The following is a 22,348-nucleotide window of genomic DNA, read 5'->3' on the forward strand; positions in this document are numbered from 1 at the left end:
GTGCCCAGCAGGGCGAGTGCCTGCCCCCGTGCACCGGCGCGCGGGTGGCTTCACCAATCAGCGCCTTGACAGGACCCGCCCGAGGCGGACTCGACCTGCAGGGTCGCGTGCTCGATCTCGAACTGCTCGCGCAGGACCACGCTGGCAGCGGTGAGCACCGCCTGTTCGGACTGTCCATCAGCAGCGACCAGGTGAGCCGTGGCCACGTCCATACCGGAGGTCAGCTGCCACACGTGAAGGTCGTGCACGTCGGCGACCCCCTCCACCTCCGCCAGCGCGGTGAGGATTTCCTGAGGCTCCACACCGGCGGGTGCATGCTGCCCCAGGACGGCGAGGACCTCACGGCCCAGCATCAGGGCCCGAACGGCCACGAAGACGGCGATGGCCAGGGCCACGACCGTGTCCCAGAAAGACTGGCCGGTCCACAACACGAGCAGGCCGGCGACGATCACACCGACCGACCCGATGGCGTCGGCCATCACCTCCAGGTAGGCGCCCTTCACGTTCAGGCTCTCCCCAGCACCCCCGCGCAACAGGATGATGCCGACGGCGTTGATCGCCAGCCCGACCACGCCGACCACGAGCATGACTCCGGAGGTCGGCTCGACCGGCTGGCCGAACCGGCGAACCCCCTCCACCACGATGTACACCGCCACGCCCAGCATCATCAGCACGGCGAGTCCGGATGCGAACACCTCGGCCCGGTAGCGGCCGTAGGTGCGCCGCCCCGTGGTGTCCGCCATCGCGGCCAAGCGTGTGGCAAGCAGCGCGGCGCCGAGGGTGACCACGTCGGCCGCCATGTGCCCCGCATCACTGATCAGCGCGAGGGACCCGCTGACCACACCGGCGACCAACTCCACCACGAAGAACATCGCGGTCAGGCCGAACGTGACCGCCAGCCGCCACCGGTGCCGGCTGGACGCCGAGACTGCGGCCCCCTGCCCGTGCGAGTGCCCCCCGCTCATCCGAGCACCTCCGCCCCGTCCGTCTCGTGCAGGGCATGCTCACGCGTCACGTCGAGCAGCAGACGGACGTGCGCGTCCGACAGGCGGTAGAAGACGTTGCGGCCCTCCCGGCGTCCGGCCACCACACCCGCGGTGCGCAACAGCCGCAACGCCTGCGACACCGTGGCCTCCGCGGTGTCGGTGGCCGCAGCGAGGTCACACACGCACAACTCGCCCGCCTCCAGCAGGGCGTACAGCAACCGGGACCGCGTCGGATCACCCAGCAACTTGAACAGGCCCGTCACCCGGACCAGGGCCTCCTCGCGGGGGGCCGCCTCCCGCACCATCCGCACCCGATCGGGGTGGACGCACGCGACGGCACACCCATCGAGCCCCACAACCTGCTCCATCAAAGACTCCTTCATCTGATCAGATGTTCAGATGTATTGAATCACGAAAGGTGTCCCTTCAGCGCCCCGGTTCCAGATCGGCCACCTCGACGACGCCGCGGTGCAGCTTGCCCCCACTCACCAGCGAGGGGATCGTCATCGTCCGGATGTCTTCCTCGACGACGCGCATCCCCTCAGTGATCGCCGCGTCGACCAGCTCGGACGAGGCCAGCGCGCCCACCTGTTCCACTTGGCTGGGGCTGTAGCCGGCCTCGGTGAGCCAGCGGTGGAGCTGATCGCGAGCCTCGTCGCGGGTGGCCTGCTCGTTGAACCACACCTGCCAGGACGTCCCGTCGGTCTGCTGGCCGGTGAAGATGCGCTCCAGGATCATCCAGTCGGTGGGGTCGTTCGCGCGAGCGGCGTCTCCTGCCTCGGTCATTCGGATGGCGGTGAGGTACTCCGCGACCAGGGGGGAGTTCCTGAAGCGCGGGGCGAGGTCGCGTCCGATCGGATAGACGATGTAGGTCACGTTGTTGGCCTCGGCGAAGCCCGACTCCTTCACGTTGCGGAACAGTTGGGCGCAGAAGCGGCAGCCGGGGTCGATGACCTCCACCGCCACCGGAAGGCCCTCCCGCTCGCCACCGAGGTAGCTGGCCTGAGCCGGTACGTAGTCGGTGGCCTCCCAGGTCCGGAACCGGTTCGGGATGGCCATGATCGTGTCACCCAGGTCGGAGACCTCCGTGCTGAAGGCACCGACCACGTCTCCCTTGAGGAGCAGTGCGCCGAAGTTGCGCTCCTCCGAACCGATCCCGCAGCCTTGGGCCGACGACAACGAGCAAGCGGTGGGGTCCTGCTTGTTGCAGGTGCCATACGCCAGCAGGTTCAGGCCGCTGACCACCACGATGTACAGGCTCACCACCATCGAGATGACCATCACCCAGGCCGACACCTCGATCGCGACGGACGCCGGCTTGACGAGCCGGGGACTCCGCAGCGCCAGCGGGGCGAGCAGCGAGTTCTCGACGTCCTCACGGAAGGTGGTGTCGCACGGGCGGAAAGTCACCTTCCGGGAGAAGCAGCCCCAGGCTCGGCCCAGCATCTTGCGGTGCTTGGCCGAGACGGCCGAGAGCACCAGCAGGACGAAGAACGCAGCTATGCAGAGCATCACAGGCCCTTCATGAGAGGGGTCATCGTGTCGACGGCCCGTGCGACATCGTCGCTGGTGTTGTGCGCCCCGAGGCTGAACCGAACCAAGGGCGGAAGCTGCCGTTGCTCCACGAGCCAGTGGTGGGCACAGAAGTAGCCGCTGCGCACCATGACCCCCGCACGCGACAGGAAGGTCGCCAAGCGGTGGGCGTCCACCCGCTCGGGGACGAACGTCACCAAGGATGACCCCCGCTGACTGAGCAGGCGCAGGTTCGGCAGTGCGACCAGGCCATCGTGGAGCTCCTCGGCCAGGCGCCGCTCGCGCGTCGCGAGATCCTGCCCCGACGCCTTGCGGTACCCGTCCACCCAAGCCAGGGCCGCCCCGAGCGCGATGATCTCCCCCCACGGTTGCAGGCCGCCCTCCAGGCGAGTGTGCGGTTCGGTGTGAAGGGTGTACGCGTCCGCCGTCACCGCCGACACTTGGCCTCCGCCCAGGAACGACAGCTCCAGGCTCTCCAGGAGTTCGGAGGTGGCCGCCACGACGCCCAGTGACGCGCCGTAGACCTTGTGACCCGAGAAGCAGATCGCATCGGGCTGGAGCCCGCGCAGGTGGGCCAGCCCGTGTGCCATGGCTTGCGCCGCGTCCAGGATGACCGTGCCACCCCGGGCTTGGGTGCCGGTGATGAGCTCGGACAACCCGGGGGTGGCCGTTCCATCGACGTTGTTCATCGCCGAGACGACGACCAAGGCATCGGTGAGGTCGTCATCACGGTACTGAAGTGCACCGTCGGTTCCCCGGTTGAGCAGGACGCGCTCGACCCCTGTCCGCTGGGCGAACGCCATGGTGCTGAGGAACACCGAGTTGTGCTCGGTGTGGGTGGTCACCACCCTGCGGTAGCGCCCGGAGGGGAGTTGGTTCAGCAGCAGGTTCAGCCCGTAGGTGGTGTTGAGGGTGAAGGAGGCCGCGTAGCGCTTCGGCGACAGGCCCAGCGCGGCCAGGACGGCCGCCCGCGCATCGGCGACCTTGTCGTCCACCTTCCGGCCCCAGGCGTACTGCACGCGCTCCCCGCACGCGTTGTACGTCAGGTAATAGTCGTTCATCGCGTCGACCACGGGCTGCGGGCGGAGGGTCTGGCAGGCCGAGTCGAAGTACGACTGGTCCGCCGGCAGGTACTCGAACCCGAATCGGGCGCCCGTCTCAGCGGGGGTGGTGGGGCTGGGTCGGGCGAAGAGGCCCCGCCTCATCGCGTCGTCCCGGAGGCGATGGCCTTGTCGATCGGGTCGGTGAGGTCAGTGAGCCGCCTGAGTTCGAGCTTCTTGCCGTTGAGGAAGAACGTGGGCGTCCCGGTCACCCCCATCTTCTTGCCGTCGTTGGAGTCCTCCTCGATGCGGGCCTTGGTGGCCGGCGAGGCAATCGCGGAGTCGTAGGCGTTCAGGTCGAGGCCCAGTTCCTGGGCGTAGCTGCGGAACAGGGCGGCCTCCGACACCTTCTTCTCGCCCCACTTCGTCTGGTTCTCGAACAGCTTGCCGATCATGTCCTCCATCCGTCCCTGCTGAGCGGCCGCCTCGACTGCCAACGCGGCATTCATCGAGTTGAAATGCCCGCCGAGCGGGAAGTAGCGGACGACGAAGTTGATCTTGCCCGCGTAGTGCTGGCGCAACTCCTCCACGACCGGATACATCGCTCCACACGACTCGCACTCGAGGTCGACGAACTCCACCAAGGTCGGCGCCTGCGGGCCGACACGGTCGAGCACGTGGGAGTTGGCCCGAGCACCGGGCAGGATCGGTTCACCGTTCGGGCCCGCGGCGGGCGCGGCCTGACCACAGGCCGATAGGAGCAAGGCGAGGACGAAGGCGACGGCGACGGCGACGCTGGTGCGTCGGCGCGGGGGCTGGGCGATATTCATGAAAGGTTCTCCTGAAGAAGTCTTGGGATGCGCTGGACGCCCGACCATGCGGACGCGCTCGTGCCGACGACCCCGCCGGGGAATCTGCCTGCACCTGAAGAAGGGACGGCGTACGCCGTCGAAGCGACCTACCGAACGCAGGCAGGTGGGCCACGGGGTGGCGCCAGCCGGTGACACCCCGCACGCACGAGCATGACCTCGTACGGCACTGTGACGAGGCGAGGCGTCGGGGACAGCCCAAGCGTCGGAAGGTAGGTGGCCAGCCGCGTCCGCACCCAGCGGCGAAGGTCACCGAAGGTACCCCGGATCCACAACCCCAAGCCAAGTGACAGCCCCAGGTTGAACAAGGCCACGGCCAGGGCCGATGTGGACAGCACCACCAAGAATTGGACCACCGGCCCGAACTCCGCCCCAGGCAACAAGAAACGTTCCGGACACGCAACGGACTCGACGAGCAGGTCGAAATGGATCCCCAAAGGGGCCAACCCGGGGATCGGCGCGATGCACCCACCCCCGCCCCAACCCAACGACGGGCCGATGCGCCACAGACCCACGAACCCCAGCACCACGAGCAGGACACCGCCCGCAGCGCTACGTCGCCAGTCGTGACCCATCACAACCCCTCAAGAAGATGGCAGTATCCTAGTGGCGAAGCAGTCGGATTGTGTCAACCGGACGAACCCCGTTCCCGACAGCCTTGTCGCCGTACTCGACGCCTGGGATTCACCCACCAGCAGGGCCTTCCCCGACCTGCGTTCGTGGAAACGCGGTGGATTCTGGGTATCGGGTAACCCGGACACAACCGACACCGCAGACGTACGACTCTGGGCAGTTGAGTAACCACACGCCCGTCGGCAGAGTCGAGCACACCCGATGGGCGCCCAAGGGAATGAGGGCCGCTTGGCCGCTTGCTCGGACGTCCAACAGGGTGTACCTGATGGACGCCGGCTGTGAGCTCGGCCAAGGAGACCGCGCTCAGCGAGATCTCGTCGGGCAGGAGGTTCGGCGCGATGGCATGGCGCAGGATGACCACGCTCGTGTCGACCAGGTCAGGCCGGCGCACCCAGCCGCACTGGCGTGATCGACAGCGCCCGGGGTCCGACGGGCTCGGGGCGTAGGCGTCCGGAGTTCTTGTGCGCCGTGGCGACCATCAGCTTGATCCGGTTCAGCTGGTTGACCTCCGAGGCGCCCGGGTCGTAGTCGATCGACACCACGTTGGCGTGCGGGTAGAACCGCCGTAGTTCGCGGAAGACACCCTTCCCGACCACGTGGTTCGGCAGGCACGCGAACGGCTGGGCGACGATGATGTTCGGGCACCCCTCCTCGATGAGCTGCATCATCTCGGCGACCAGCAGCCAGCCCTCGCCGGCGGTGGTTCCCAGGGAGATGATCGACTCGGCGTGCCGGGCGAGCTCGGCGATGGGGTGCGGCACCGCGAACTTCCCACTCCGCCCCAGAGCGCGGATGGCTGGCCGCTGGTACTGCTCGATCAGCCACACGAGCCCCTGCTGGAGCCGCACCGACCGCTTCGTGCCGGTGCCCAGGTTGTCCAGGCGCCACTGCGCCGAGGTCATGTTCATCAGGAAGAACTCCAGCAACCCGGGGAGCGCCGCCTCACAGCCCTCGGACTCGATCACCCGCACCGCGTCGTTGTTGGCGTCCGGCTGGAACTTCACCAGGATCTCGCCGACCAACCCCACCCGCGGGCGGCGTGGCTCGTCGCGTAGGGCCAAGGCGCCGAACTCCGCCACGATGCCGTCGATGAGCGACCCGTACCCGACCCGACGCCCCAGGGTCTCCGACCACCCGGTCGCGAAGTACTCGCACGCGATCGCGTCCCAGCGCCGGTACAGCTCGTCGGCGGAACCGGCGACGGCCTCGTAGGGCCGCGTCCGCAGCAGCACGGTCTGCAGCACGTCGCCGACGACGATCGCCTGCATCGCCCGGTGCACCAGCCCCGGCGTCAGCTTGAAACCGGACGCCTCCTCCAGCCCCTGCGCCGAGATGGCGAGCACCGGCACCTGGCCGAACCCGGCGTCCTTGAGCGCCTTGCGGAGCATGCCCGCGTAGTTCGTCGCGCGGCACATGCCGCCCGTCTGCGTGATCGCGACCGAGGAGGTCTCGGGGTCGGCCCCGCCCGCGATGAACGCGTTGATCAACTGTCCCACCACCATGATCGCCGGGTAGCAGACGTCGTTGTTGACGTAGCGCAGGCCCACCTCGACGTCGTCGGCCGACGCGTGCTCGAGCAGCTTCACGTCGTAGCCGACCCGCCGCATCACCGGCACCAGCAGCCGGAAGTGGATGGGCGCCATCTGCGGCGCGTACAGCGTGTGCGTCCTCCGCGCGGCCTTGTCGAACACCGGGAACCGGTCGCCGACGAGGTCGGGGTCGTAGGTGACGATGGACGCCGAGCGGCGCCGCTCGGCCGTCGCCGCCGCGAGCGAGCGCAGCCGGATCCGCGCGGCGCCCAGGTTCGACACCTCGTCGATCTTCAGCACCGTGTAGACGTCGTCGGCCGCCTCGAGGATCTCCTGCACCTGGTCGGTGGTGACGGCGTCCAGCCCGCAGCCGAACGAGTTGAGCTGCACCAGCTGCAGCGCGGGCTCCGATCGCACCGCGCCGGCCGCCTCGTACAACCGCGAGTGGTACGACCACTGGTCCATGACGCGCAGCGGCCGCTCCAGCCGCCGGTCGACCAGGTCGGGGTTGAGCGCGATCGCGTCCTCGCTCAGCACCACCATGCCCAGCTGGGTGATCATCTCGGGGATGCCGTGGTTCACCTCCGGGTCCACGTGGTACGGCCGCCCCGCGAGCACGATGCCCTTGGTGCCGTGGTCGGCCATGTACTCCAGCGCCCGGACGCCCTCGGCCGCGACGTCCGCCTTGAACCGGGCGTCCTCCTCGAACCCCAGGCGCACGGCCTCGCGGGCCTCCTCGTCGGTGACCCCGCACCAGGCGAAGACCTCCACCAGCCGCTCGGCGAGCTTGCCGGGGTCGGCCAGGTTCACGAACGGGTCGAGGTAGCGCACGCCCGGCTCGCGCAGCCGGTCGGCGTTCTTCTCCAGCACCTGCGGGTAGAACGCGACGACCGGGCAGTTGAAGTGGTTGTCGGACGCCTCGGCCTTCTGCTCGTAGCTCACGCACGGGTAGAAGATCGTCCGCACGTCGCGATCGAGCAGCCACTCGATGTGGCCGTGCGCGAGCTTGGCGGGGTAGCAGACGTTCTCCGACGGGATCGACTCCATGCCCGCCTCGAAGAGGTCGTGGTTCGACCGGCCCGACAGCATGACCTTGAACCCCAGCGAGGTCAGGATCGTGAACCACAGCGGGTAGTTCTCGTACATGTTCAGCACGCGCGGGATCCCGATCGCGCCCCGGTGCGCCTTGGCGTCGGTCAGCCGCCGGTACCCGAACGTGCGCTTGTACTTGTAGTCGTAGAGGTTCGGCAGGTCCGACCGCTGCGGGTTGCGCTCCTCGGACGCCCCGCGCTCGCACCGGTTGCCCGACACGTGCCGCGTCCCGTCGCCGAACGTCGAGATCGTCAGCCCGCAGTGGTTCTGGCACAGCTTGCAGGTGCGCGTGGAGGTGTCGACGGTGAACGAGTCGAGCTCGTCGAGCTCCAGCAGCTCGGACGCCGTGCCCGGCACCCAGTTGCGGCGCGCGGTGAGCGCCGCCCCGTAGGCGCCCATCAGCCCGGCGATGTCGGGCCGGACGACCTCGCGCCCGGTCAGCAGCTCGAACGCGCGCAGCACCGCGTCGTTGAGGAACGTGCCGCCCTGCACGACGACCTTCTCGCCGAGGTCCTCGGGCGACTTGAGCTTGATCACCTTGTAGAGCGCGTTGCGCACCACCGAGTACGACAGCCCCGCCGAGATCGCCCCGACGTCGGCGCCCTCCTTCTGGGCCTGCTTCACCGAGGAGTTCATGAAGACCGTGCAGCGCGAGCCGAGGTCAACGGGCTGGTCGGCCTGCAGCGCGGCGCGGGCGAAGGTGCGCACGTCGGTGCCCATCGTCTCGGCGAACGTCTGCAGGAAGCTGCCGCACCCCGACGAACAGGCCTCGTTCACCGCGATCGAGTCGACGGCCCCGTTGCGGATGCGCAGGTACTTCATGTCCTGCCCGCCGATGTCGATGACGCTCGTCACGCCCGGCGAGACGTGCTCGGCGGCGCGGTAGTGGGCCATGGTCTCGATCTCGCCGTCGTCCACGCGCAGAGCCGCCTGGATCAGCCCCTCGCCGTACCCGGTCACGCAGGCGCGGGCGATGAACGCGTCGGCGGGCAGGGCCTCGCGCACCCGCCGCACGATGTCGACCGCGGCGGTCACGGGGTCGCCGGCGTTGGAGGCGTAGTGGGCGAAGACGATCCGGTCGTCCTCGGTCAGCACGACGCACTTGATCGTGGTCGAGCCCGCGTCGATGCCCAGGAACACCGGCCCGGACGCCGAGGTCAGGTCGGCCTGCCGCACGAACGCGCGCGCGTGGCGGCCCTCGAACGCGGCCCGCTCGTGGTCGTCGGCGAACAGCGCGCGCATCGGCTTGCTGGCCATGGACGCCGTGCCGGCCGCGGCGTCCAGCGCGTCGATGAGCTGGGTGGTGAAGACCTCACGCCCGGACGCCAGCAGCGCGGCCCCCAGCGCGACGTAGAGCTGGGCGTCGGCGGGGGTGGTGAACGACTCGACCTGGGCGGAGAGCGCTCGCTCGTAGGCGGCGCGCAGCTGGGGCAGGAAGTGCAGCGGTCCGCCGAGGAAGACGAGGTGGCCGCGGATCGGGCGCCCGCAGGCCAGCCCGGCGATCGTCTGGGTGGCCACCGCCTGGAACACCGACGCGGCGATGTCGGGGTGCGCGGCGCCCTGGTTGAGCAGGGGCTGCACGTCGGTCTTGGCGAACACGCCGCAGCGCGACGCGATGGGGTAGAGGGTCCGGTACTGGGCGGCGAGGGCGTCCAGGCCCGCGGCGTCCGTGTGCAGGAGGGTGGCCATCTGGTCGATGAACGCGCCGGTGCCGCCCGCGCAGGTGCCGTTCATGCGCTGCTCGGGGGTGGGCTTGAGGTAGGTGATCTTGGCGTCCTCGCCGCCGAGCTCGATGACGACGTCGGCCTCGGGGTGGAACCGCTCGATGGCCTCGGTGGCGGCGATGACCTCCTGGACGAAGCCGACGCCCATCAGCTCGGCGACCTGCAGGCCGCCCGACCCGGTCACCGCCGCGGTCAGCACGGCGTTGGGGAGGGCCCGGTCGATGTCGGCCAGCAGGTTGCGCACCTCGCGGCGCACATCGGCGTGGTGGCGGCGGTAGTCGGCGAAGACCGTCCGCGTGCCGTCGAGCACAACCGCCTTCACGGTGGTCGAGCCGATGTCGAGACCGAGGGTGTAGGGGCCCATTTACTTCTCCAACCAGAATGATCGTTCTGTTACGACGTAGCGTAGTCGATCGGATGGGGAATGATGGACCCATGGCCACCAAGCGCGAGGACATCGTCGACGCCGCCGCCCTGCTCATCAAGCAGCAGGGCGTGCACGCTGCGTCGATCTCGGGGATCATCGCCGCCTCCGGTGCGTCGGCCGGTTCGATCTACCACCACTTCGCGAACAAGAACGAGATCGTGCTCGAGGTGGCCCGCACCCGGCTGGCCGAGCCGCTGCGCGCGGCCGTGCTCGCCCCGGTCGAGGGGCCGCTGGCGCCCGCGCAGATCTTCGGCCTGATCGTGGGCGCCGTGCGCGCGGGCGCGGTGGAGCCGCCGATGATCGTGCAGCTGTGGGCGGGCTCCTACGTCGACCCCGAGCTGCGCACGATCCTGCACACCCAGTTCGAGGACGCCCGCGTGGCCATGTACGGCCACATCGAGCGGTGGTTGGTCGGCCAAGGTGTGGCCGACGCCGCCGGCCGCGTGGACGCCATCGCCCGCGTCACCCTCGGCCAGGCCATGGGCTTCCTGGCCCAGAGCACCCTCGACCCCGGCTTCGACCTGGACGCCTACGTGGTCGAGGCCACCCGCGTGCTCGACGCCGTGGCCCGCGCCTGAGTCAGGCCTGGCACCGCGGGCAGAAGAACAGCGTGCGCGCCCGGGGAGCGGTGCCGATCGTGCCGGCCTTCACCGGGGTCCCGCAGCGCCGGCAGGGCTGGCGCAGCCGTCGATAGACCGCGTACCCGCGCCGCGGGTCGACCTGCCCCCGGATCGAGGCGTTGAGCAGGCGGTGGGCCCGGTCGGCCAGCGCCACCAGCTCGGCCGCGGGCACAGCCGAGGCCGGACGCCACGGGTCCAGCCCCTGCGCGAACAGCGACTCGGCGGTCCAGATCGTGCCCAGCCCGGCGAGGTTGCCCTGGTCGAGCAGGGCCGCGCCGAGGGCGTCCGGGCTGGCGGCGAGGCGCCGGGCGGCCTCGCGGGCGTCCCAGTCGGGGCCGAGCAGGTCGGGGCCGAGGTGGCCGACCAGCCGCGCCTCGTCGCGGGTGCGGGCCAGGTCGAGCATGCCCAGGGCGGTGCCGACCGCCGTCCGCTGCGCGGTGGCCACGACCGCGCGAACGAGGTGGCCGCCGAACGGCTGGGGCGGGTCCGTCGTGGCCGAGACGCGCCACGTGCCGTCCATGCGCAGGTGGCTGTGCAGGGTGAGGCCGTTGTCGAGTCGGTGCAGCAGGTGCTTGCCGCGCGGCACGACCTCGAGCGTGGTGGCGCCGACCAGGTCGGCGGTGGCCAGCGACGGCCAGCGCAGGTCGGAGCGGACGAGGCGCTCCCCGGCGAGCGCGCCGTTCAGCCGCCGCGCCACGCGCCAGACCGCGTCACCCTCAGGCATGCGAAAACTCAAGCCTTCGGCGCAGGAAACCCAAGCCCTGGGCGCTCAACACCCAAGCCTTGGGCGACCAGGCGGGGCACGACCTCCTCGATCGGATCGCGCAGGATCGCGTCGGCGAGGTAGTCGTACGGGGTCTCCTGGGCGTTGACGATGACCACCTTCGCCGAGTGGCCGAACGCGTAGGGCACCAGCCCGGCGACGGGGTGCACGGTCAGCGACGTACCGATGGCGAGCACGAGGTCGGCGGTCTCGGCGAGCTTCACCGACGCGTCGAGCACGGCGGGGTCGAGCATCTCCTCGAACAGGATCACGGTGGCCCGGGTGATGCCGTCGCACGCGGGGCAGCGCGGGTCGTCGTCGCCGGCGTTGATCCGCTCGACCATGTCCGACAGCGGCCCGGTCTCGCCGCAGTCCTCGCAGCGCCACTGGCGCGCGTTGCCGTGGATCTCGTGCACGATCGCCGGGTCCGAGCCCGCGACCAGGTGCAGCCCGTCGGTGTTCTGGGTGACGATGCCGGCCAGACGTCTGGCGCGCTCGAGGTCGACCAGCGCGCGGTGGGCGGGGTTCGGCTGCGCGGTCAACGCGGGCGACGTCGCCCGGATGCGCCACGCCTTGCGGCGGATGTCCTCGTCGCCGAGGTAGTACGACAGCACCGAGACCTTCTCGGCGTCGGGGTCCTGCGTCCAGCGGCCCTGCGGGCCGCGGAAGTCGGGGATCCCCGAGGCCGTGGACAGCCCCGCCCCCGTGAGCGCGAGGATGCGGTGCGAGCGGGCGATCAGCTCCGTGGCGCGCGTGACGTCGTCCATGCCGCCAGTCTCCCACCCCGGACGACCTGCGACCCCAGCGAGGTCCCGACCGCCAGCGCGACGCCGACCATCAGGGCGGTGAGCAGCATGCCGGGGGCGGCGACGCGGCCGCCGTCCTCGACGTCCTGCAGCAGTCCGTAGAGGCCGCGGTAGAGGGTGAGGCCGGGCAGCAGCGGGATGATCCCGGCCGTGATCAGGGCCACCACGGGCATCCGCCAGCGCGCGTGGCCGAGCTGGGCCACCGCCCCCACGGCGATCGCGGCCAGCGCGGTGGCGGGGATGCGCTCGTCGAACAGCGCGAGCGCGCCCGCGTGCACGAGCCAGGCCAGCGCCCCCAGGCCGAAGAACGGCAGCAGCCCGCGCGGCCGGACGTGCGCGCCGACCCCGATCGCCAGCGCCATCAGCCCGGCGGCCAGCAGGCCCAGCCAGAGCGGGACGCCGACCCGCCCGCCCACGTCGGTCAGGTACAGCGGCACCCCGGCCACGATCCCCACCCACAGGGCGGACATGATGCCGACCACGATCCCGCCGGTGGCGACCACGACCTCGAGCAGGCCCGCGGCCGCGGTGACGTGGAACCCGTCCAGCGCGTCGCGCGACGAGGCGACCAGCGACAGCCCGGTCAGCAGCGAGACGATCCCGGACGCCACCACGAGCGACGGCGAGACCCCCTGCAGCAGCGGCACCCCGTCGTTGCCCACCATCAGCCCCAACGCCGCGAGGGTGGCGATCGCAGACCCGCCGGCCTGGGTGAAGAACAAACGACCACCCGAGGCGTCCGAACACGACGACCGCGCCGGCGACCAGGGCCGTGACGACGAACCCGGCCACCACCTCGCGCCAGCCGCCCCCGAGCGAGGTCACCACCGCCGCGCCCAGCACCGCCATCGCGATCGACTGGACCCACGGCCGGTAGGCGTGCGACGCGTGCGCGATCGCGGCCAGCCGCTCTCGGGCCGGGTCGACGTCGAGGTGGCCCGCGACGATGTCGTCGACCAGCTGCTGTCTACGCGTGCGCGATGGGCTTCTCGCGGGTCTTCCTCGGTTACCACTGGCTCACCGACGTGTTCGCGGCCGCGATGCTCGGCGTCGCGTGGGCGGGGGTCGTGATCGCCATGCACCGGGTGTGGCGCATGGTACGCAAGCGCCGCGAGCGCGGCCCGGTCGAGGAGGAGACCGTCACCAGGACTGAGTTGTCCTGAGTTGCCAACGGGAATGGACAGGACCGCCCCTGCGTTGAGATACTTGAAACATCAACTAATCAGGAGTGGTCATGCAGATCGGCATCTTCTCGGTGAGCGACATCACCACCGACCCGACGACGGGTCACACCCCCAGCGAGCACGAGCGCATCAAGGCGTCCGTCGCGATCGCCAAGAAGGCCGAGGAGGTCGGTCTCGACTTCTACGCCATCGGTGAGCACCACAACGAGCCGTTCTTCAGCAGCTCGCCCACGACCACGCTGGGCTACATCGCCGCGCAGACCGACAAGATCCTGCTGTCGACCGCGACCACGCTGATCACGACCAACGACCCGGTCAAGATCGCCGAGGACTTCGCGATGCTCCAGCACCTCGCCGACGGCCGCGTCGACATCATGCTCGGCCGCGGCAACACCGGCCCGGTGTACCCCTGGTTCGGCAAGGACATCCGCCAGGGTGTCGCGCTGGCCGTCGAGAACTACGCGCTGCTGCGCCGGCTGTGGACCGAGGACGTCGTGAACTGGCAGGGCAAGTACCGCACGCCGCTGCAGGGCTTCACCTCGACCCCGCGCCCGCTCGACGGCGTCGCCCCGTTCGTGTGGCACGGCTCGATCCGCACCCCCGAGATCGCCGAGCAGGCCGCCTACTACGGCGACGGCTTCTTCCACAACAACATCTTCTGGAACATCGAGCACACCGCCCAGATGGTCAACCTGTACCGCCGTCGCTACGAGCACTACGGCCACGGCCAGGCGGACCAGGCGATCGTCGGCCTCGGCGGCCAGTTCTTCATGCGCAAGAACAGCCAGGACGCCGTGAACGAGTTCCGCCCCTACTTCGACGTCGCCCCGGTCTACGGCCACGGCCCGTCGATGGAGGACTTCACCGAGATGACCCCGCTGACCGTGGGCTCGCCGCAGCAGGTGCTGGAGCGTTACCTCGGCATGGTCGAGCACGTCGGCCACTACCAGCGCCAGGGCTTCCTCATCGACCACGCCGGGCTGCCGCTCAAGACCGTGCTCGAGCAGCTCGACCTGCTCGGCGAGATCCTGCCCGAGATGCGCAAGGGCTACGCCGAGGGCCGCCCCGCGCACATCCCGGAGGCGCCGACCCACGCGTCGCTGGTCGAGAAGGCCCGCGTCGCCGGCACGCTGACCGAGCACCGCACCGTGGGCGTCGACGACGTCACGGGCCAGTCGCCCTACGAGGCCGCCCTGAAGGGAGCCAACTGACATGTCCCACCTCCTCGTCATCAGCGCCGGCATGGGGACGCCGTCCAGCTCCCGAATGCTCGGCGACCGCCTCGCCGAGGCCACCGTCAAGGCCATGACCGCCGGCGGCACCCCGACGCCGGAGGTCAAGGTCCTCGAGCTGCGCGACCTCGCGGTCGACCTGGCCACCTACTACTCCTCGCACGTCCCGACCAAGACGCTGCAGGCGGCGTTCGACCTGGTCGGCACGGCGTCCGGCGTCATCGCGGTCAGCCCGGTGCTGAACGCGGGCGTGAACGGCCTGTTCAAGCTGTTCTTCGACCTGCTCGACGAGGGCGTGCTCAAGGGGCGTCCGGTCCTCATGGCCGCCACCGGCGGCACGGCCCGGCACAGCCTGGCCATCGACCAGACCATGCTGCCGATGTTCTTCTACCTCAAGGCCGCCGTCGCGCCGACCGGCGTGTTCGCCGCCACCGACGACTGGGGCACCGGCGCGGCCGAAGGCGGGAGGCACGACCAGTCCGGCCTCATGCGCCGCGTCCAACGCGCCGGGACCGAGTTCGCCGAGCTCATCGAGCGCAACCCCGCGGTCGACTACGCCGACGAGTTCGCCAACGTCCCCGACTTCGCGAGCCTGTTGGGCGGCTGACCCGGGGTCAGGGTGCACAATGTGCCCATGACAAGCAACGACGCGGGGGGTCGTTCCGTGCTGCCGAGGCATCCGCTGGTGCGCGGGGTGCTGGTGGTCAGCGTGCTGATCATCGCGGTGGGCCTGGCGCTGCGCACGCTCGCCGACGCCGGCTACCTTCTCGGCGCGATCCTCGTGCCGGTGGCGCTGTCGGTGCTGTTCACCGGCCTGCTCATGCCGTTGCAGGTGCTGCTCAACCACAAGCTGAAGCTGCCGCGCTCGCTGGGCGCCCTGCTCACGGTGCTCATCGCGTTCGCGGTGGTCGTCGGGGCGCTGTGGATCGCGGGCACCCAGTTGGCCGGCGGCATGGGCGAGATCGTCGACGTGTTCGGCGCCCAACTCGCCCAGCTGCGGGACCTCGCCATCGCCGCCACCCCCCTCACCGAGGCCCAGGTCGACGACCTGGTCGGCCAGGCGACGACTTGGCTGCAGGAGAACCAGTCCGGCATCGCCCAGGGCGCGCTCGGCGCCGGGGTCGGCGTGGCCGGGTTCCTGGTCTCGGCGGTGCTGGCCATGGTGGCCACGTTCTTCTTCCTCGCCCAGGGCGACCGCATCGCGGCCGCCCTTGTCGTGCTGCTGCCCCAGCACCTGCACCGCGAGGCGTGGCAGGCGGCCCGCCGCGGGTGGGTCACGCTCGGCACCTACTGCCGCACCCAGCTGCTCGTCGCCGCCGTGGACGCCGCGGGCATCGGCCTGGGCGCCCTCCTCCTCGGCGTGCCGTTCGTGATCCCGATCATCGCGATCACGTTCATCCTGTGCTTCATCCCCTTCGTGGGGGCCGTGGTCTCCAGCGCGGTCGCCGTCGCGATGGCGCTGGCGTTCCAGGGGCCCGGGGTGGCGCTGCTGATGCTGCTCGTGTGCATCCTCGTGCAGCAGCTCGAGGCGAACGTGCTCAGCCCGATCCTCATGGGCAAGGCCGTCGACGTGCACCCGCTGCTCATCCTGCTGTCGGTCGCCGGCGCCACCTACATCCTCGGCCTGGTCGGCGCCCTGTTCGTCGTGCCGGTGATCGCCACGATCAAGAGCATGGTGCTGTACCTGAACGGCTCCGACCCCTTCCCGGGCCTGGGCAAGGGCGGGCGCGCGCTGCTGACCCCGCCCAAGACCCTCATCGGCCCGCGCGAACCCGTGCGCAACCCGCGCCGCATCGGCGACGCCACCCCGCGCTGGCTCGTCGAGGAGCAGGCCGAGCAGGAGGCCGCGCTCGAGCAGGAGGAGCGCCGCGGGGGCTCGACCCGCGCCTGAGCCCTTGCCCGTCAGTTGGCGTGCGCGATCAGCTTGTCGTAGACGACCTGGAACCGCTCCATGCGGCGCTGGTAGTAGCCCAGTCGGTCGGGGTGCGGGAGGAACGGCTCCCCGCGCGGCGCCGCGGCCGGCGTCACGCCCGGGGCGAGCACCGGCAGCGTGTGCAGGGCCGTCCCGCGCAGCGTCGACCGCTTGAGGGTGAGCGGCGTGACGGGCACGCTCGCGGCGTCCGCGATCGCCTGCATCAGGCCGGGCTGGTCGGCGGTGACCCGGCCGGTCGCGATGATCTCGGTGGGGCGTCCGGCGACCGTGACCAGGTCGCGCAGCATGCGCACGTACGACAGGGCCACCCCCTCGATCGTGGCCCGGTAGAGGTCGGACGCCGTGGTGGCGGCCGACACCCGGTGCAGCACCGCGCGGGCCTCGCCGACCCAGCCGGTGGACCGCTCGCCGGAGAACCACGGCAGTACGACGGGCAGGCCGGGCACCGGGTCCGAGACCACCAGTTCGGCGAGCTCGGCGGCGGGCGGCAGGCGCAGGGTCTCCTCGAGCCAGGTCACGGCGCGGCCGACGTCGTTGAGCGCGCCGCCCAGGATCGAGGACGTCTCGTCGATCCGGTTGCACCACAACCCGCGGGGCAGGTTGTCGAGGTCGCCCGCCACCAGCACGCGCATGGCGCCCGAGGTGGCTGCGGACAGCACCATCGTCGAGGAGTCGACCGAGCCGGCCCCGATCGACTGGCTGTGGCCGTCGGAGATCGGGGCGAACCAGACGGCGTCGGCCAGCACGGGCCAGGTTCCGCCGACCGCCGTCACCGGGGTGAGCGGCGCCGAGGGTGGCGCGATGGGGGAGAGCTCCTCGACGTCGACGCCGACCAGGTCGAGGAGGGTGGCGTCCCACGTGCCCTCGCGGCGGTTGAGCATGCCGGTCCACGCGGCGGTCGACGTGCCGGCGGCCGTGGTGCCGATGATGCGCAGCCACGCGTACTCGCCGAGGCTCATCCACTGGCGCACCCGCTCGAACGTGCGCGGGTCGGTCTGCTTCAGCCACAGGAACCGGCTCGGCAGGTAGCCCGTGTGCTGGCGGGTGCCGGTGCGCTGCTGGGTGTCGTCCTCGTTGAGGATGCTCTTGAGGTAGTTCACCTGCGCCGAGGAGCGGCTGTCGGCGTAGGTGTAGCAGGGGGTGATGGCCGCACCCGCGGCGTCCACCCCGACCAGGGAGGACGCGAACGTGTCGATGGCGACCCCGTCGATGGGGTGGGGGAACCCCTCGACCACGGCCGAGATCACCTGCCGCACCTCGGCGGTGACCTGGTCGGGGTCGATGGTGGAGGTGCCGTTGGCGATGGTGGTGAACGCGTGGCCGACCTTGGTGCGGTGGCCCTTCACCGGGCGGGCGTGCGCGTCGAAGATGCCGGCGCGCGTGCCGGTCGAACCCACGTCGATGGCGAGGACGAAGGGGGCCCGGGCCTCGTCCAGGCGGGTGGTCAGCGATGCCGTCATGTGCAGCTCCCGGTTGAGGAATGCACCCACGCTAGGCCAGTCGCGCCCCCGCCGTGGCGAAACCTCGCACCTACGATGGGCCCATGCCCGATCCCTCGGCCGACCAGCCGCCCGTCGACCGCCGCGAGGCCGCCCGCCGCATGGCCGACCTGGCCGCCTCCGCGCGCCGCGGTGAGGCCCAGGCGGCCCAGGTCCTGATCGATGATTTCCTGGTCGCCGTCCGGGCGAGGGGGATCGCCCCCGAGCGGCTGGTCGCCACGCAGCTCGACGGGCGGCAGGTCCGCACCGACAAGACCGGCTGGTACGTCAACCGCAAGCGCAGCATCGCGATCGGGGAGCAGGGGGAGTGGTACGTGCTGACCGTGCCGTCCTCGACGTTCGGCCGCTTCACCGGGGTGAAGCTTGAGGCGTCCCCGCCCGAGATGGTGGTCGGTCGCGGCGGTCGTGACGGGGAGAGCGGCGACCTCGCCGACTTCCTCGCCCGGGTGCTCGACCCCGACAGCGCCTGAAACTGCGCCGAGGAGCTGCGGCACCCCAACCTGCAGCTCCCCGGGCAATTCTGAGAGTAAGGTGAGAAACTGGCCTCGCGCAACGCTGCCGGTCCGGATGCGATAACGATTTGTTAACCCTCTCCACATCGTCAGGAACCGCTCGGCCCTGATGGAGAAATTTCGGGGCTGACAACACCGGCCGCCGCCCGGACAACACCTCGGACAACACCCGCCCGACAGGCTCGCCGGCATGACGTGCACCGGCCTCTCCCGCACCGTGACCGCCCTCAACGATGAGTGGTCGACCCTCGCCGACGAACCGGCTCCGCTGAGCTGGCGGGCGGTCCCCGCGCTGCCCCTCGGCACCCTCGGCGACGTGCTCGCCGGCGTGCGGTCGGCGCCCGACACCGTGCTCCTGGCGCTGCTCGGGCTCCAGGCGGAGGGGGACGCGCTGGCCGGCCGCGTGGTCGTGCAGGCGATGCTGCCGAAGATGATCCTGATGGCGGTGCGCGACGACGGCGCCGACGTCGACGACTACCTCGCCGCCCTGTGGGTGCGGGTGGCCACCTACCCGGTCGCGCGGCGTCCGCGACGGGTGGCGGCGAACCTGGCCCTCGACACCCTGAAGTCGGTGAAGGCCACCCGTCCGCGGGCGGTCATGGCCCTGCCCGGCGGCCCGGTGCCCGACCCGCTGGCCGACGCGACGACGGTGCTGGACGCCGGCGTCCGACTCGGTGCCATCGACGGCCTCACCCGCCGCACGCTGGAGGTGGTCTACGTGGACGGCCGCTCCAGCAGCGCGGCGGGGGCGGTGCTGGGGATGTCGGCCGAGACAGTCCGCTGGCGGTGCTCCAAGGGGGTGCGGGCGCTGCGCGCCGTCGCGCCCGAGCTGACCGACCTGCTGGCCGGGTGACATGACCGCGGGCTCAGCGCCCGGCGAGGCCGTTCTCGTAGGCGAACAGCACCAGCCCGACGCGGTCGCGGGCCTGCAGCTTGGTGAGCAGCCGCCCGATGTGGGTCTTGACGGTGCCCTCGGCCATGTACAGGTTCTGGGCGATCTCGGCGTTGGTGGCCCCCGTCGCGACCTCGAGCAGCACCTCGCGTTCGCGCTCGGTGAGCAGCGCGAAGCGGGGGTCGTGCTCGCCCGGCGTGGGCGACAGGGTCGGCGCCACGTGGTCGAGCAGCCGGCGGGTGGTCGAGGGGGCGACGACGGCGTCGCCGGCGGCCACATTGCGGATCGCGTTCAGCAGGTCGACCGGGCGCGCGTCCTTGAGCAGGAAGCCGGACGCCCCGGCCTTCAGTGCGGCGAACGCGTACTCGTCCAGGTCGAAGGTGGTCAGCACCAGCACCTTGGTGCCCAGCCGCGCCTCGACGATGCGCCGGGTGGCCTCGACGCCGTCCATCACCGGCATGCGGATGTCCATGAGCACGACGTCGGCCGGGTCGGCCAGCAGGGCGCGGACGGCCTGGGCGCCGTCGGGCGCCTCACCGACGACCTCGAGGTCGTCCTCCGAGTCGATCAGCATGCGGAAGCCGCTGCGCACCAGCGCCTGGTCGTCGGCCAGGAACACGCGGATGGCCATGGGTCAGCTCCTCCTCGCCGGGGCGGGCGTGTTGTCGCGGAAGGGGATCGAGGCGGTCACGCGGAACCCCGGCCGCCCGGCCAGGGGCCCCGCCTTCAGCGTGCCACCCATCGACGTGACGCGCTCGTACATGCCGCGCAGGCCGTTGCCGCCGCCGTCCGTCGGGTTCTCGATGCCCTCGCCGTCGTCCACCACGTCGACCGTCAGCGCGTCGCGGCCGTAGTCGAGCGTGACCAGCGCGTGCGCGCCCGGGCCGGCGTGCTTGAGGAAGTTCGTCAGCGCCTCCTGCGTCACCCGATAGATCGTCAGCGACAACGCCTGCGGGACGGTGAAGGGGGTGCCGTTGACGACCAGACGGGCCCGGTCGGAGGTGCGGTGCACGAGGTCGGGGATGTCGTGCAGCGTGGGCATCGGGGCGTAGTTCGGCGGCTCGGCGGCGCCGGGGTCGGAGCGCAGCACCCCGACGATGCGGCGCATCTCGTGCAGGGCCTCGCGGCCGGTCTCGGCGATGGTGTCGAGGGCCTCGGCGGCCGCCTCGGGCTTGCGCGTGGCCGCGGCCCGCCCGCCCTCGGCCTGGACGATCATGACCGACAGCGAGTGGGCCACGATGTCGTGCAGCTCGCGCGCGATCATCGCGCGGGTGGACGCCTCGGCGAGCTTGGTCTGCTGCTCCCGCTCGGCGAGCAGCAGGGTGTACCGCTCCTCGGCGGCCTGCACCTGCGCGGCGCGCGACTCGGCGACCTCGCGGGTGCGCCGGCCGATCGCGTAGGGGGTGAGCACCGCGCCCAGGCAGGCGCCCCAGAACAGGATGTCGGCGCTGGGGTTGGTGTCGAACCCCGCGAACCAGCGCATCGGGCCGAGCACCGACGCGAACGCGCCGATGACGATCACCGAGCGGGCCAGGTGGCCGGCCACCCAGCGGGCGACGCTGTAGGCGACGATGGGCACCGCGATCAGGGACGCCGTGGGCACCGGGATCAGCAGCAGCTGGAACACCCCCGCCAGCGTGCACAGCGCCAGCATCGCCAGCGGTGCGTGCCGCCGGAGCGCCAGCGGGAGGGTGAACGACGCCGACAGCGCGTACAGCGCCGAGTAGTCGATCGGGATGGTGAACAGGGTGATGTAGGGCACGATCGCGACCAGCGTCACGGAGACGGCGAGGATGCCGTCCGCGACCCAGTCCCGCTGGGACGCACCCGGCGGGAACAGCACATCGATCACGCTCATCGGGCCCAGCCTATTCGCGCCTACAATGGCGGCCATGAGAGCGGTGCCCCTGGTCGTGTCGGCTCTCGCGTTGGGGGCGGCCGCCGTGCTGCGCAGCCGACGCGAGCGTCGTGATCGGGATGCCCGGGTGTGGGCCGCCGCCACCGACGCCCTCGCGGGCGAACCCCGGAGGGACGACGCATGAGCAGGCCTGGGCGCGCCATGGAGGAACCACGCCGGCGCCGGAACGGGTTCCTCACCTGGTTCTTCGCCGTCATCGGCATCGTCGTGGCGCTCGCGATGATGGTGGGCGGCTTCTACGTGTGGCGGATGTGGTCCACCGCGAGCGACATCGAGCGCACCAACACCTTGCTCCCGTCGGGGGAGACCGACGACCCCGAGCGCCCGGCCGCCGACGCGTCGGTGGAGGGCTCGTTCAACTATGTGCTGATGGGCAGCGACTCCCGCGGCGACGGCGACCGGGGGCGCAGCGACGTGCTGATGCTCGCCCACGTCCCGCCGACCCGCGACAAGGTCTACATCGTGTCCTTCCCCCGTGACATGTGGGTGCAGATCCCCGGGCGCGGGCAGGCCAAGATCAACGCCGCGTACGCCTACGGCGGCGAGGCGCTCGCGACCCGCACGCTCGAGTCGCTGGTCGGCGTGCGGATGGACCACGCCGCCAAGATCAACTTCGACGGCTTCATGGGGCTGACGACCCAGCTGGGCGGGGTCACGGTGAACAACAAGCACGCCTCCTCCGTGGGGGAGTACAGCTGGCCCAAGGGCGAGGTGACGATCCAGGGCGAGGAGGCGCTGACCTACGTCCGGCAGCGATACGGCCTGCCCAACGGCGACCTCGACCGGGCCGAGCGGCAGCGCGCGGTGGTCAAGGCGATCCTGATGAAGATGCTGACCCTCGACGTGCTCGCCAACCCGCTGAAGTTCAACGAGGTCATGGGCCAGCTCGGCCAGTACTTCACGGTCGACGAGGGACTGACCAACCAGGTGATCTTCTCAACGGCGACCAGCATGCGGGTGAACTCCGGCGACGACATCGTGATCCTGCAGGCGCCGATCTCCGGGTTCGGGACGTCGGGCGACGGCCAGTCGATCGACATCGTCAACGAGCCACAGCTCGCCGAGATGGCGCAGGCCGTGCGCACCGGGACCATGGCCGACTACGCGGCCAAGTACAAGGACCAGCCGCTGGCCGGGGGCCGCTGAGCCGCACCCG

General features: G+C 70.8%; 20 protein-coding genes and 2 pseudogenes. 9 read left to right on the forward strand and 13 right to left on the reverse strand.

Going from position 1 to position 22,348, the window contains the following annotated elements:
- Positions 1 to 50: 50 nt before the first annotated feature.
- From J4N02_RS01150 to J4N02_RS01175, 6 genes are all read right to left on the reverse strand, one after another.
- Positions 51 to 965 (reverse strand): cation diffusion facilitator family transporter, encoded by a 915-nt coding sequence (locus J4N02_RS01150; protein WP_188334698.1) that lies wholly within the window; start codon positions 963 to 965, stop codon positions 51 to 53.
- Positions 962 to 1,354 (reverse strand): helix-turn-helix transcriptional regulator, encoded by a 393-nt coding sequence (locus tag J4N02_RS01155; protein WP_188334699.1) that lies wholly within the window; start codon positions 1,352 to 1,354, stop codon positions 962 to 964. The genes J4N02_RS01150 and J4N02_RS01155 overlap by 4 nt, the downstream gene beginning before the upstream one ends.
- A gap of 58 nt (positions 1,355 to 1,412) precedes the next feature.
- Positions 1,413 to 2,498, reverse strand: coding sequence for a DsbA family protein (locus J4N02_RS01160; RefSeq protein WP_188334700.1), 1,086 nt, complete (start codon positions 2,496 to 2,498; stop codon positions 1,413 to 1,415).
- Positions 2,498 to 3,724, reverse strand: coding sequence for an aminotransferase class V-fold PLP-dependent enzyme (locus J4N02_RS01165; RefSeq protein ID WP_188334701.1), 1,227 nt, complete (start codon positions 3,722 to 3,724; stop codon positions 2,498 to 2,500). The genes J4N02_RS01160 and J4N02_RS01165 overlap by 1 nt, the downstream gene beginning before the upstream one ends.
- Positions 3,721 to 4,389, reverse strand: a complete 669-nt coding sequence (locus tag J4N02_RS01170; protein WP_188334702.1) for a thioredoxin domain-containing protein — start codon at positions 4,387 to 4,389, stop codon at positions 3,721 to 3,723. The genes J4N02_RS01165 and J4N02_RS01170 overlap by 4 nt, the downstream gene beginning before the upstream one ends.
- Before the next feature lie 1,049 nt (positions 4,390 to 5,438).
- A complete protein-coding gene (locus J4N02_RS01175) occupies positions 5,439 to 9,770 on the reverse strand; it encodes an acyl-CoA dehydratase activase-related protein (RefSeq protein WP_188334703.1) in 4,332 nt (1,443 codons plus the stop codon).
- Between the two features lie 71 nt (positions 9,771 to 9,841).
- Here J4N02_RS01175 and J4N02_RS01180 point away from each other — a divergent pair, with 71 nt between their 5' ends.
- Positions 9,842 to 10,411: a TetR/AcrR family transcriptional regulator gene (locus J4N02_RS01180; RefSeq protein ID WP_188334704.1), complete on the forward strand. Its 570-nt coding sequence runs from the start codon at positions 9,842 to 9,844 to the stop codon at positions 10,409 to 10,411.
- A 1-nt stretch (position 10,412) separates the two neighbouring features.
- Here J4N02_RS01180 and J4N02_RS01185 read toward each other — a convergent pair whose 3' ends face one another.
- The 4 genes and pseudogenes from J4N02_RS01185 to J4N02_RS17270 all read right to left on the reverse strand — a co-directional run.
- Complete coding sequence (locus J4N02_RS01185) at positions 10,413 to 11,177, reverse strand: Fpg/Nei family DNA glycosylase (RefSeq protein ID WP_188334705.1); 765 nt, start codon at positions 11,175 to 11,177, stop codon at positions 10,413 to 10,415.
- Between the two features lie 8 nt (positions 11,178 to 11,185).
- A complete protein-coding gene (locus tag J4N02_RS01190; RefSeq protein WP_188334706.1) occupies positions 11,186 to 11,983 on the reverse strand; it encodes a Sir2 family NAD-dependent protein deacetylase in 798 nt (265 codons plus the stop codon).
- Positions 11,953 to 12,744, reverse strand: a complete 792-nt coding sequence (locus J4N02_RS17015) for a threonine/serine exporter family protein (protein ID WP_188334707.1) — start codon at positions 12,742 to 12,744, stop codon at positions 11,953 to 11,955. Before J4N02_RS17015 ends, J4N02_RS01190 begins: the two co-directional genes overlap by 31 nt.
- A gap of 70 nt (positions 12,745 to 12,814) precedes the next feature.
- Positions 12,815 to 12,982: pseudogene (locus tag J4N02_RS17270) on the reverse strand (threonine/serine exporter family protein); the annotation flags it as partial.
- A gap of 11 nt (positions 12,983 to 12,993) precedes the next feature.
- Here J4N02_RS17270 and J4N02_RS01205 point away from each other — a divergent pair.
- From J4N02_RS01205 to J4N02_RS01220, 4 genes and pseudogenes are all read left to right on the forward strand, one after another.
- Positions 12,994 to 13,185, forward strand: a pseudogene (locus J4N02_RS01205) (phosphatase PAP2 family protein); the annotation flags it as partial.
- Between the two features lie 71 nt (positions 13,186 to 13,256).
- Positions 13,257 to 14,417 (forward strand): LLM class flavin-dependent oxidoreductase, encoded by a 1,161-nt coding sequence (locus J4N02_RS01210; protein WP_188334709.1) that lies wholly within the window; start codon positions 13,257 to 13,259, stop codon positions 14,415 to 14,417.
- A gap of 1 nt (position 14,418) precedes the next feature.
- Positions 14,419 to 15,045, forward strand: a complete 627-nt coding sequence (locus tag J4N02_RS01215; RefSeq protein WP_188333804.1) for a CE1759 family FMN reductase — start codon at positions 14,419 to 14,421, stop codon at positions 15,043 to 15,045.
- 27 nt (positions 15,046 to 15,072) lie between these two features.
- On the forward strand, positions 15,073 to 16,329 hold the full coding sequence (locus tag J4N02_RS01220; RefSeq protein WP_188333805.1) for an AI-2E family transporter: 1,257 nt from the start codon (positions 15,073 to 15,075) through the stop codon (positions 16,327 to 16,329).
- Positions 16,330 to 16,340: 11 nt separating this feature from the next.
- Here J4N02_RS01220 and J4N02_RS01225 read toward each other — a convergent pair whose 3' ends face one another.
- A complete protein-coding gene (locus tag J4N02_RS01225) occupies positions 16,341 to 17,831 on the reverse strand; it encodes an FGGY family carbohydrate kinase (protein WP_188333806.1) in 1,491 nt (496 codons plus the stop codon).
- 83 nt (positions 17,832 to 17,914) lie between these two features.
- On the opposite strand from J4N02_RS01225, the gene J4N02_RS01230 reads away from it, so the two are divergent.
- Positions 17,915 to 18,340, forward strand: a complete 426-nt coding sequence (locus J4N02_RS01230) for a hypothetical protein (protein ID WP_223202489.1) — start codon at positions 17,915 to 17,917, stop codon at positions 18,338 to 18,340.
- A gap of 232 nt (positions 18,341 to 18,572) precedes the next feature.
- Positions 18,573 to 19,235: an RNA polymerase sigma factor gene (locus J4N02_RS01235; RefSeq protein WP_188333807.1), complete on the forward strand. Its 663-nt coding sequence runs from the start codon at positions 18,573 to 18,575 to the stop codon at positions 19,233 to 19,235.
- A 13-nt stretch (positions 19,236 to 19,248) separates the two neighbouring features.
- Here J4N02_RS01235 and J4N02_RS01240 read toward each other — a convergent pair whose 3' ends face one another.
- The gene (locus tag J4N02_RS01240) at positions 19,249 to 19,905 is read right to left on the reverse strand and encodes a response regulator transcription factor (RefSeq protein ID WP_188333808.1); all 657 of its coding nucleotides are present in this window, start codon (positions 19,903 to 19,905) and stop codon (positions 19,249 to 19,251) included.
- Between the two features lie 3 nt (positions 19,906 to 19,908).
- The gene (locus J4N02_RS01245; RefSeq protein ID WP_188333809.1) at positions 19,909 to 21,132 is read right to left on the reverse strand and encodes a sensor histidine kinase; all 1,224 of its coding nucleotides are present in this window, start codon (positions 21,130 to 21,132) and stop codon (positions 19,909 to 19,911) included.
- Positions 21,133 to 21,166: 34 nt separating this feature from the next.
- Here J4N02_RS01245 and J4N02_RS01250 point away from each other — a divergent pair, with 34 nt between their 5' ends.
- Both J4N02_RS01250 and J4N02_RS01255 read left to right on the forward strand, forming a co-directional pair.
- On the forward strand, positions 21,167 to 21,316 hold the full coding sequence (locus tag J4N02_RS01250) for a hypothetical protein (RefSeq protein ID WP_182818232.1): 150 nt from the start codon (positions 21,167 to 21,169) through the stop codon (positions 21,314 to 21,316).
- Positions 21,313 to 22,338 (forward strand): LCP family protein, encoded by a 1,026-nt coding sequence (locus tag J4N02_RS01255; protein WP_188333810.1) that lies wholly within the window; start codon positions 21,313 to 21,315, stop codon positions 22,336 to 22,338. Before J4N02_RS01250 ends, J4N02_RS01255 begins: the two co-directional genes overlap by 4 nt.
- Positions 22,339 to 22,348 lie beyond the last annotated feature (10 nt).

The sequence above is a fragment of the Propioniciclava sp. MC1595 genome, assembly GCF_017569205.1.
Lineage (GTDB): Bacteria > Actinomycetota > Actinomycetes > Propionibacteriales > Propionibacteriaceae > Propioniciclava.

What these genes read in the sequence shown, in the direction of transcription:
- J4N02_RS01150 (WP_188334698.1), bottom strand. Translation starts at nt 965, where the DNA reads ATGAGCGGGGGGCACTCGCACGGGCAGGGGGCCGCAGTCTCGGCGTCC.
- J4N02_RS01230 (WP_223202489.1), top strand. Translation starts at nt 17,915, where the DNA reads ATGCCCGATCCCTCGGCCGACCAGCCGCCCGTCGACCGCCGCGAGGCC.
- J4N02_RS01250 (WP_182818232.1), top strand. Translation starts at nt 21,167, where the DNA reads ATGAGAGCGGTGCCCCTGGTCGTGTCGGCTCTCGCGTTGGGGGCGGCC.
- J4N02_RS01155 (WP_188334699.1), bottom strand. Translation starts at nt 1,354, where the DNA reads ATGGAGCAGGTTGTGGGGCTCGATGGGTGTGCCGTCGCGTGCGTCCAC.
- J4N02_RS01210 (WP_188334709.1), top strand. Translation starts at nt 13,257, where the DNA reads ATGCAGATCGGCATCTTCTCGGTGAGCGACATCACCACCGACCCGACG.
- J4N02_RS01160 (WP_188334700.1), bottom strand. Translation starts at nt 2,498, where the DNA reads ATGCTCTGCATAGCTGCGTTCTTCGTCCTGCTGGTGCTCTCGGCCGTC.
- J4N02_RS01170 (WP_188334702.1), bottom strand. Translation starts at nt 4,389, where the DNA reads ATGAATATCGCCCAGCCCCCGCGCCGACGCACCAGCGTCGCCGTCGCC.
- J4N02_RS01165 (WP_188334701.1), bottom strand. Translation starts at nt 3,724, where the DNA reads ATGAGGCGGGGCCTCTTCGCCCGACCCAGCCCCACCACCCCCGCTGAG.
- J4N02_RS01215 (WP_188333804.1), top strand. Translation starts at nt 14,419, where the DNA reads ATGTCCCACCTCCTCGTCATCAGCGCCGGCATGGGGACGCCGTCCAGC.
- J4N02_RS01245 (WP_188333809.1), bottom strand. Translation starts at nt 21,132, where the DNA reads ATGAGCGTGATCGATGTGCTGTTCCCGCCGGGTGCGTCCCAGCGGGAC.
- J4N02_RS01235 (WP_188333807.1), top strand. Translation starts at nt 18,573, where the DNA reads ATGACGTGCACCGGCCTCTCCCGCACCGTGACCGCCCTCAACGATGAG.
- J4N02_RS01225 (WP_188333806.1), bottom strand. Translation starts at nt 17,831, where the DNA reads ATGACGGCATCGCTGACCACCCGCCTGGACGAGGCCCGGGCCCCCTTC.
- J4N02_RS01175 (WP_188334703.1), bottom strand. Translation starts at nt 9,770, where the DNA reads ATGGGCCCCTACACCCTCGGTCTCGACATCGGCTCGACCACCGTGAAG.
- J4N02_RS01255 (WP_188333810.1), top strand. Translation starts at nt 21,313, where the DNA reads ATGAGCAGGCCTGGGCGCGCCATGGAGGAACCACGCCGGCGCCGGAAC.
- J4N02_RS01180 (WP_188334704.1), top strand. Translation starts at nt 9,842, where the DNA reads ATGGCCACCAAGCGCGAGGACATCGTCGACGCCGCCGCCCTGCTCATC.
- J4N02_RS01240 (WP_188333808.1), bottom strand. Translation starts at nt 19,905, where the DNA reads ATGGCCATCCGCGTGTTCCTGGCCGACGACCAGGCGCTGGTGCGCAGC.
- J4N02_RS01220 (WP_188333805.1), top strand. Translation starts at nt 15,073, where the DNA reads ATGACAAGCAACGACGCGGGGGGTCGTTCCGTGCTGCCGAGGCATCCG.
- J4N02_RS01190 (WP_188334706.1), bottom strand. Translation starts at nt 11,983, where the DNA reads ATGGACGACGTCACGCGCGCCACGGAGCTGATCGCCCGCTCGCACCGC.
- J4N02_RS01185 (WP_188334705.1), bottom strand. Translation starts at nt 11,177, where the DNA reads ATGCCTGAGGGTGACGCGGTCTGGCGCGTGGCGCGGCGGCTGAACGGC.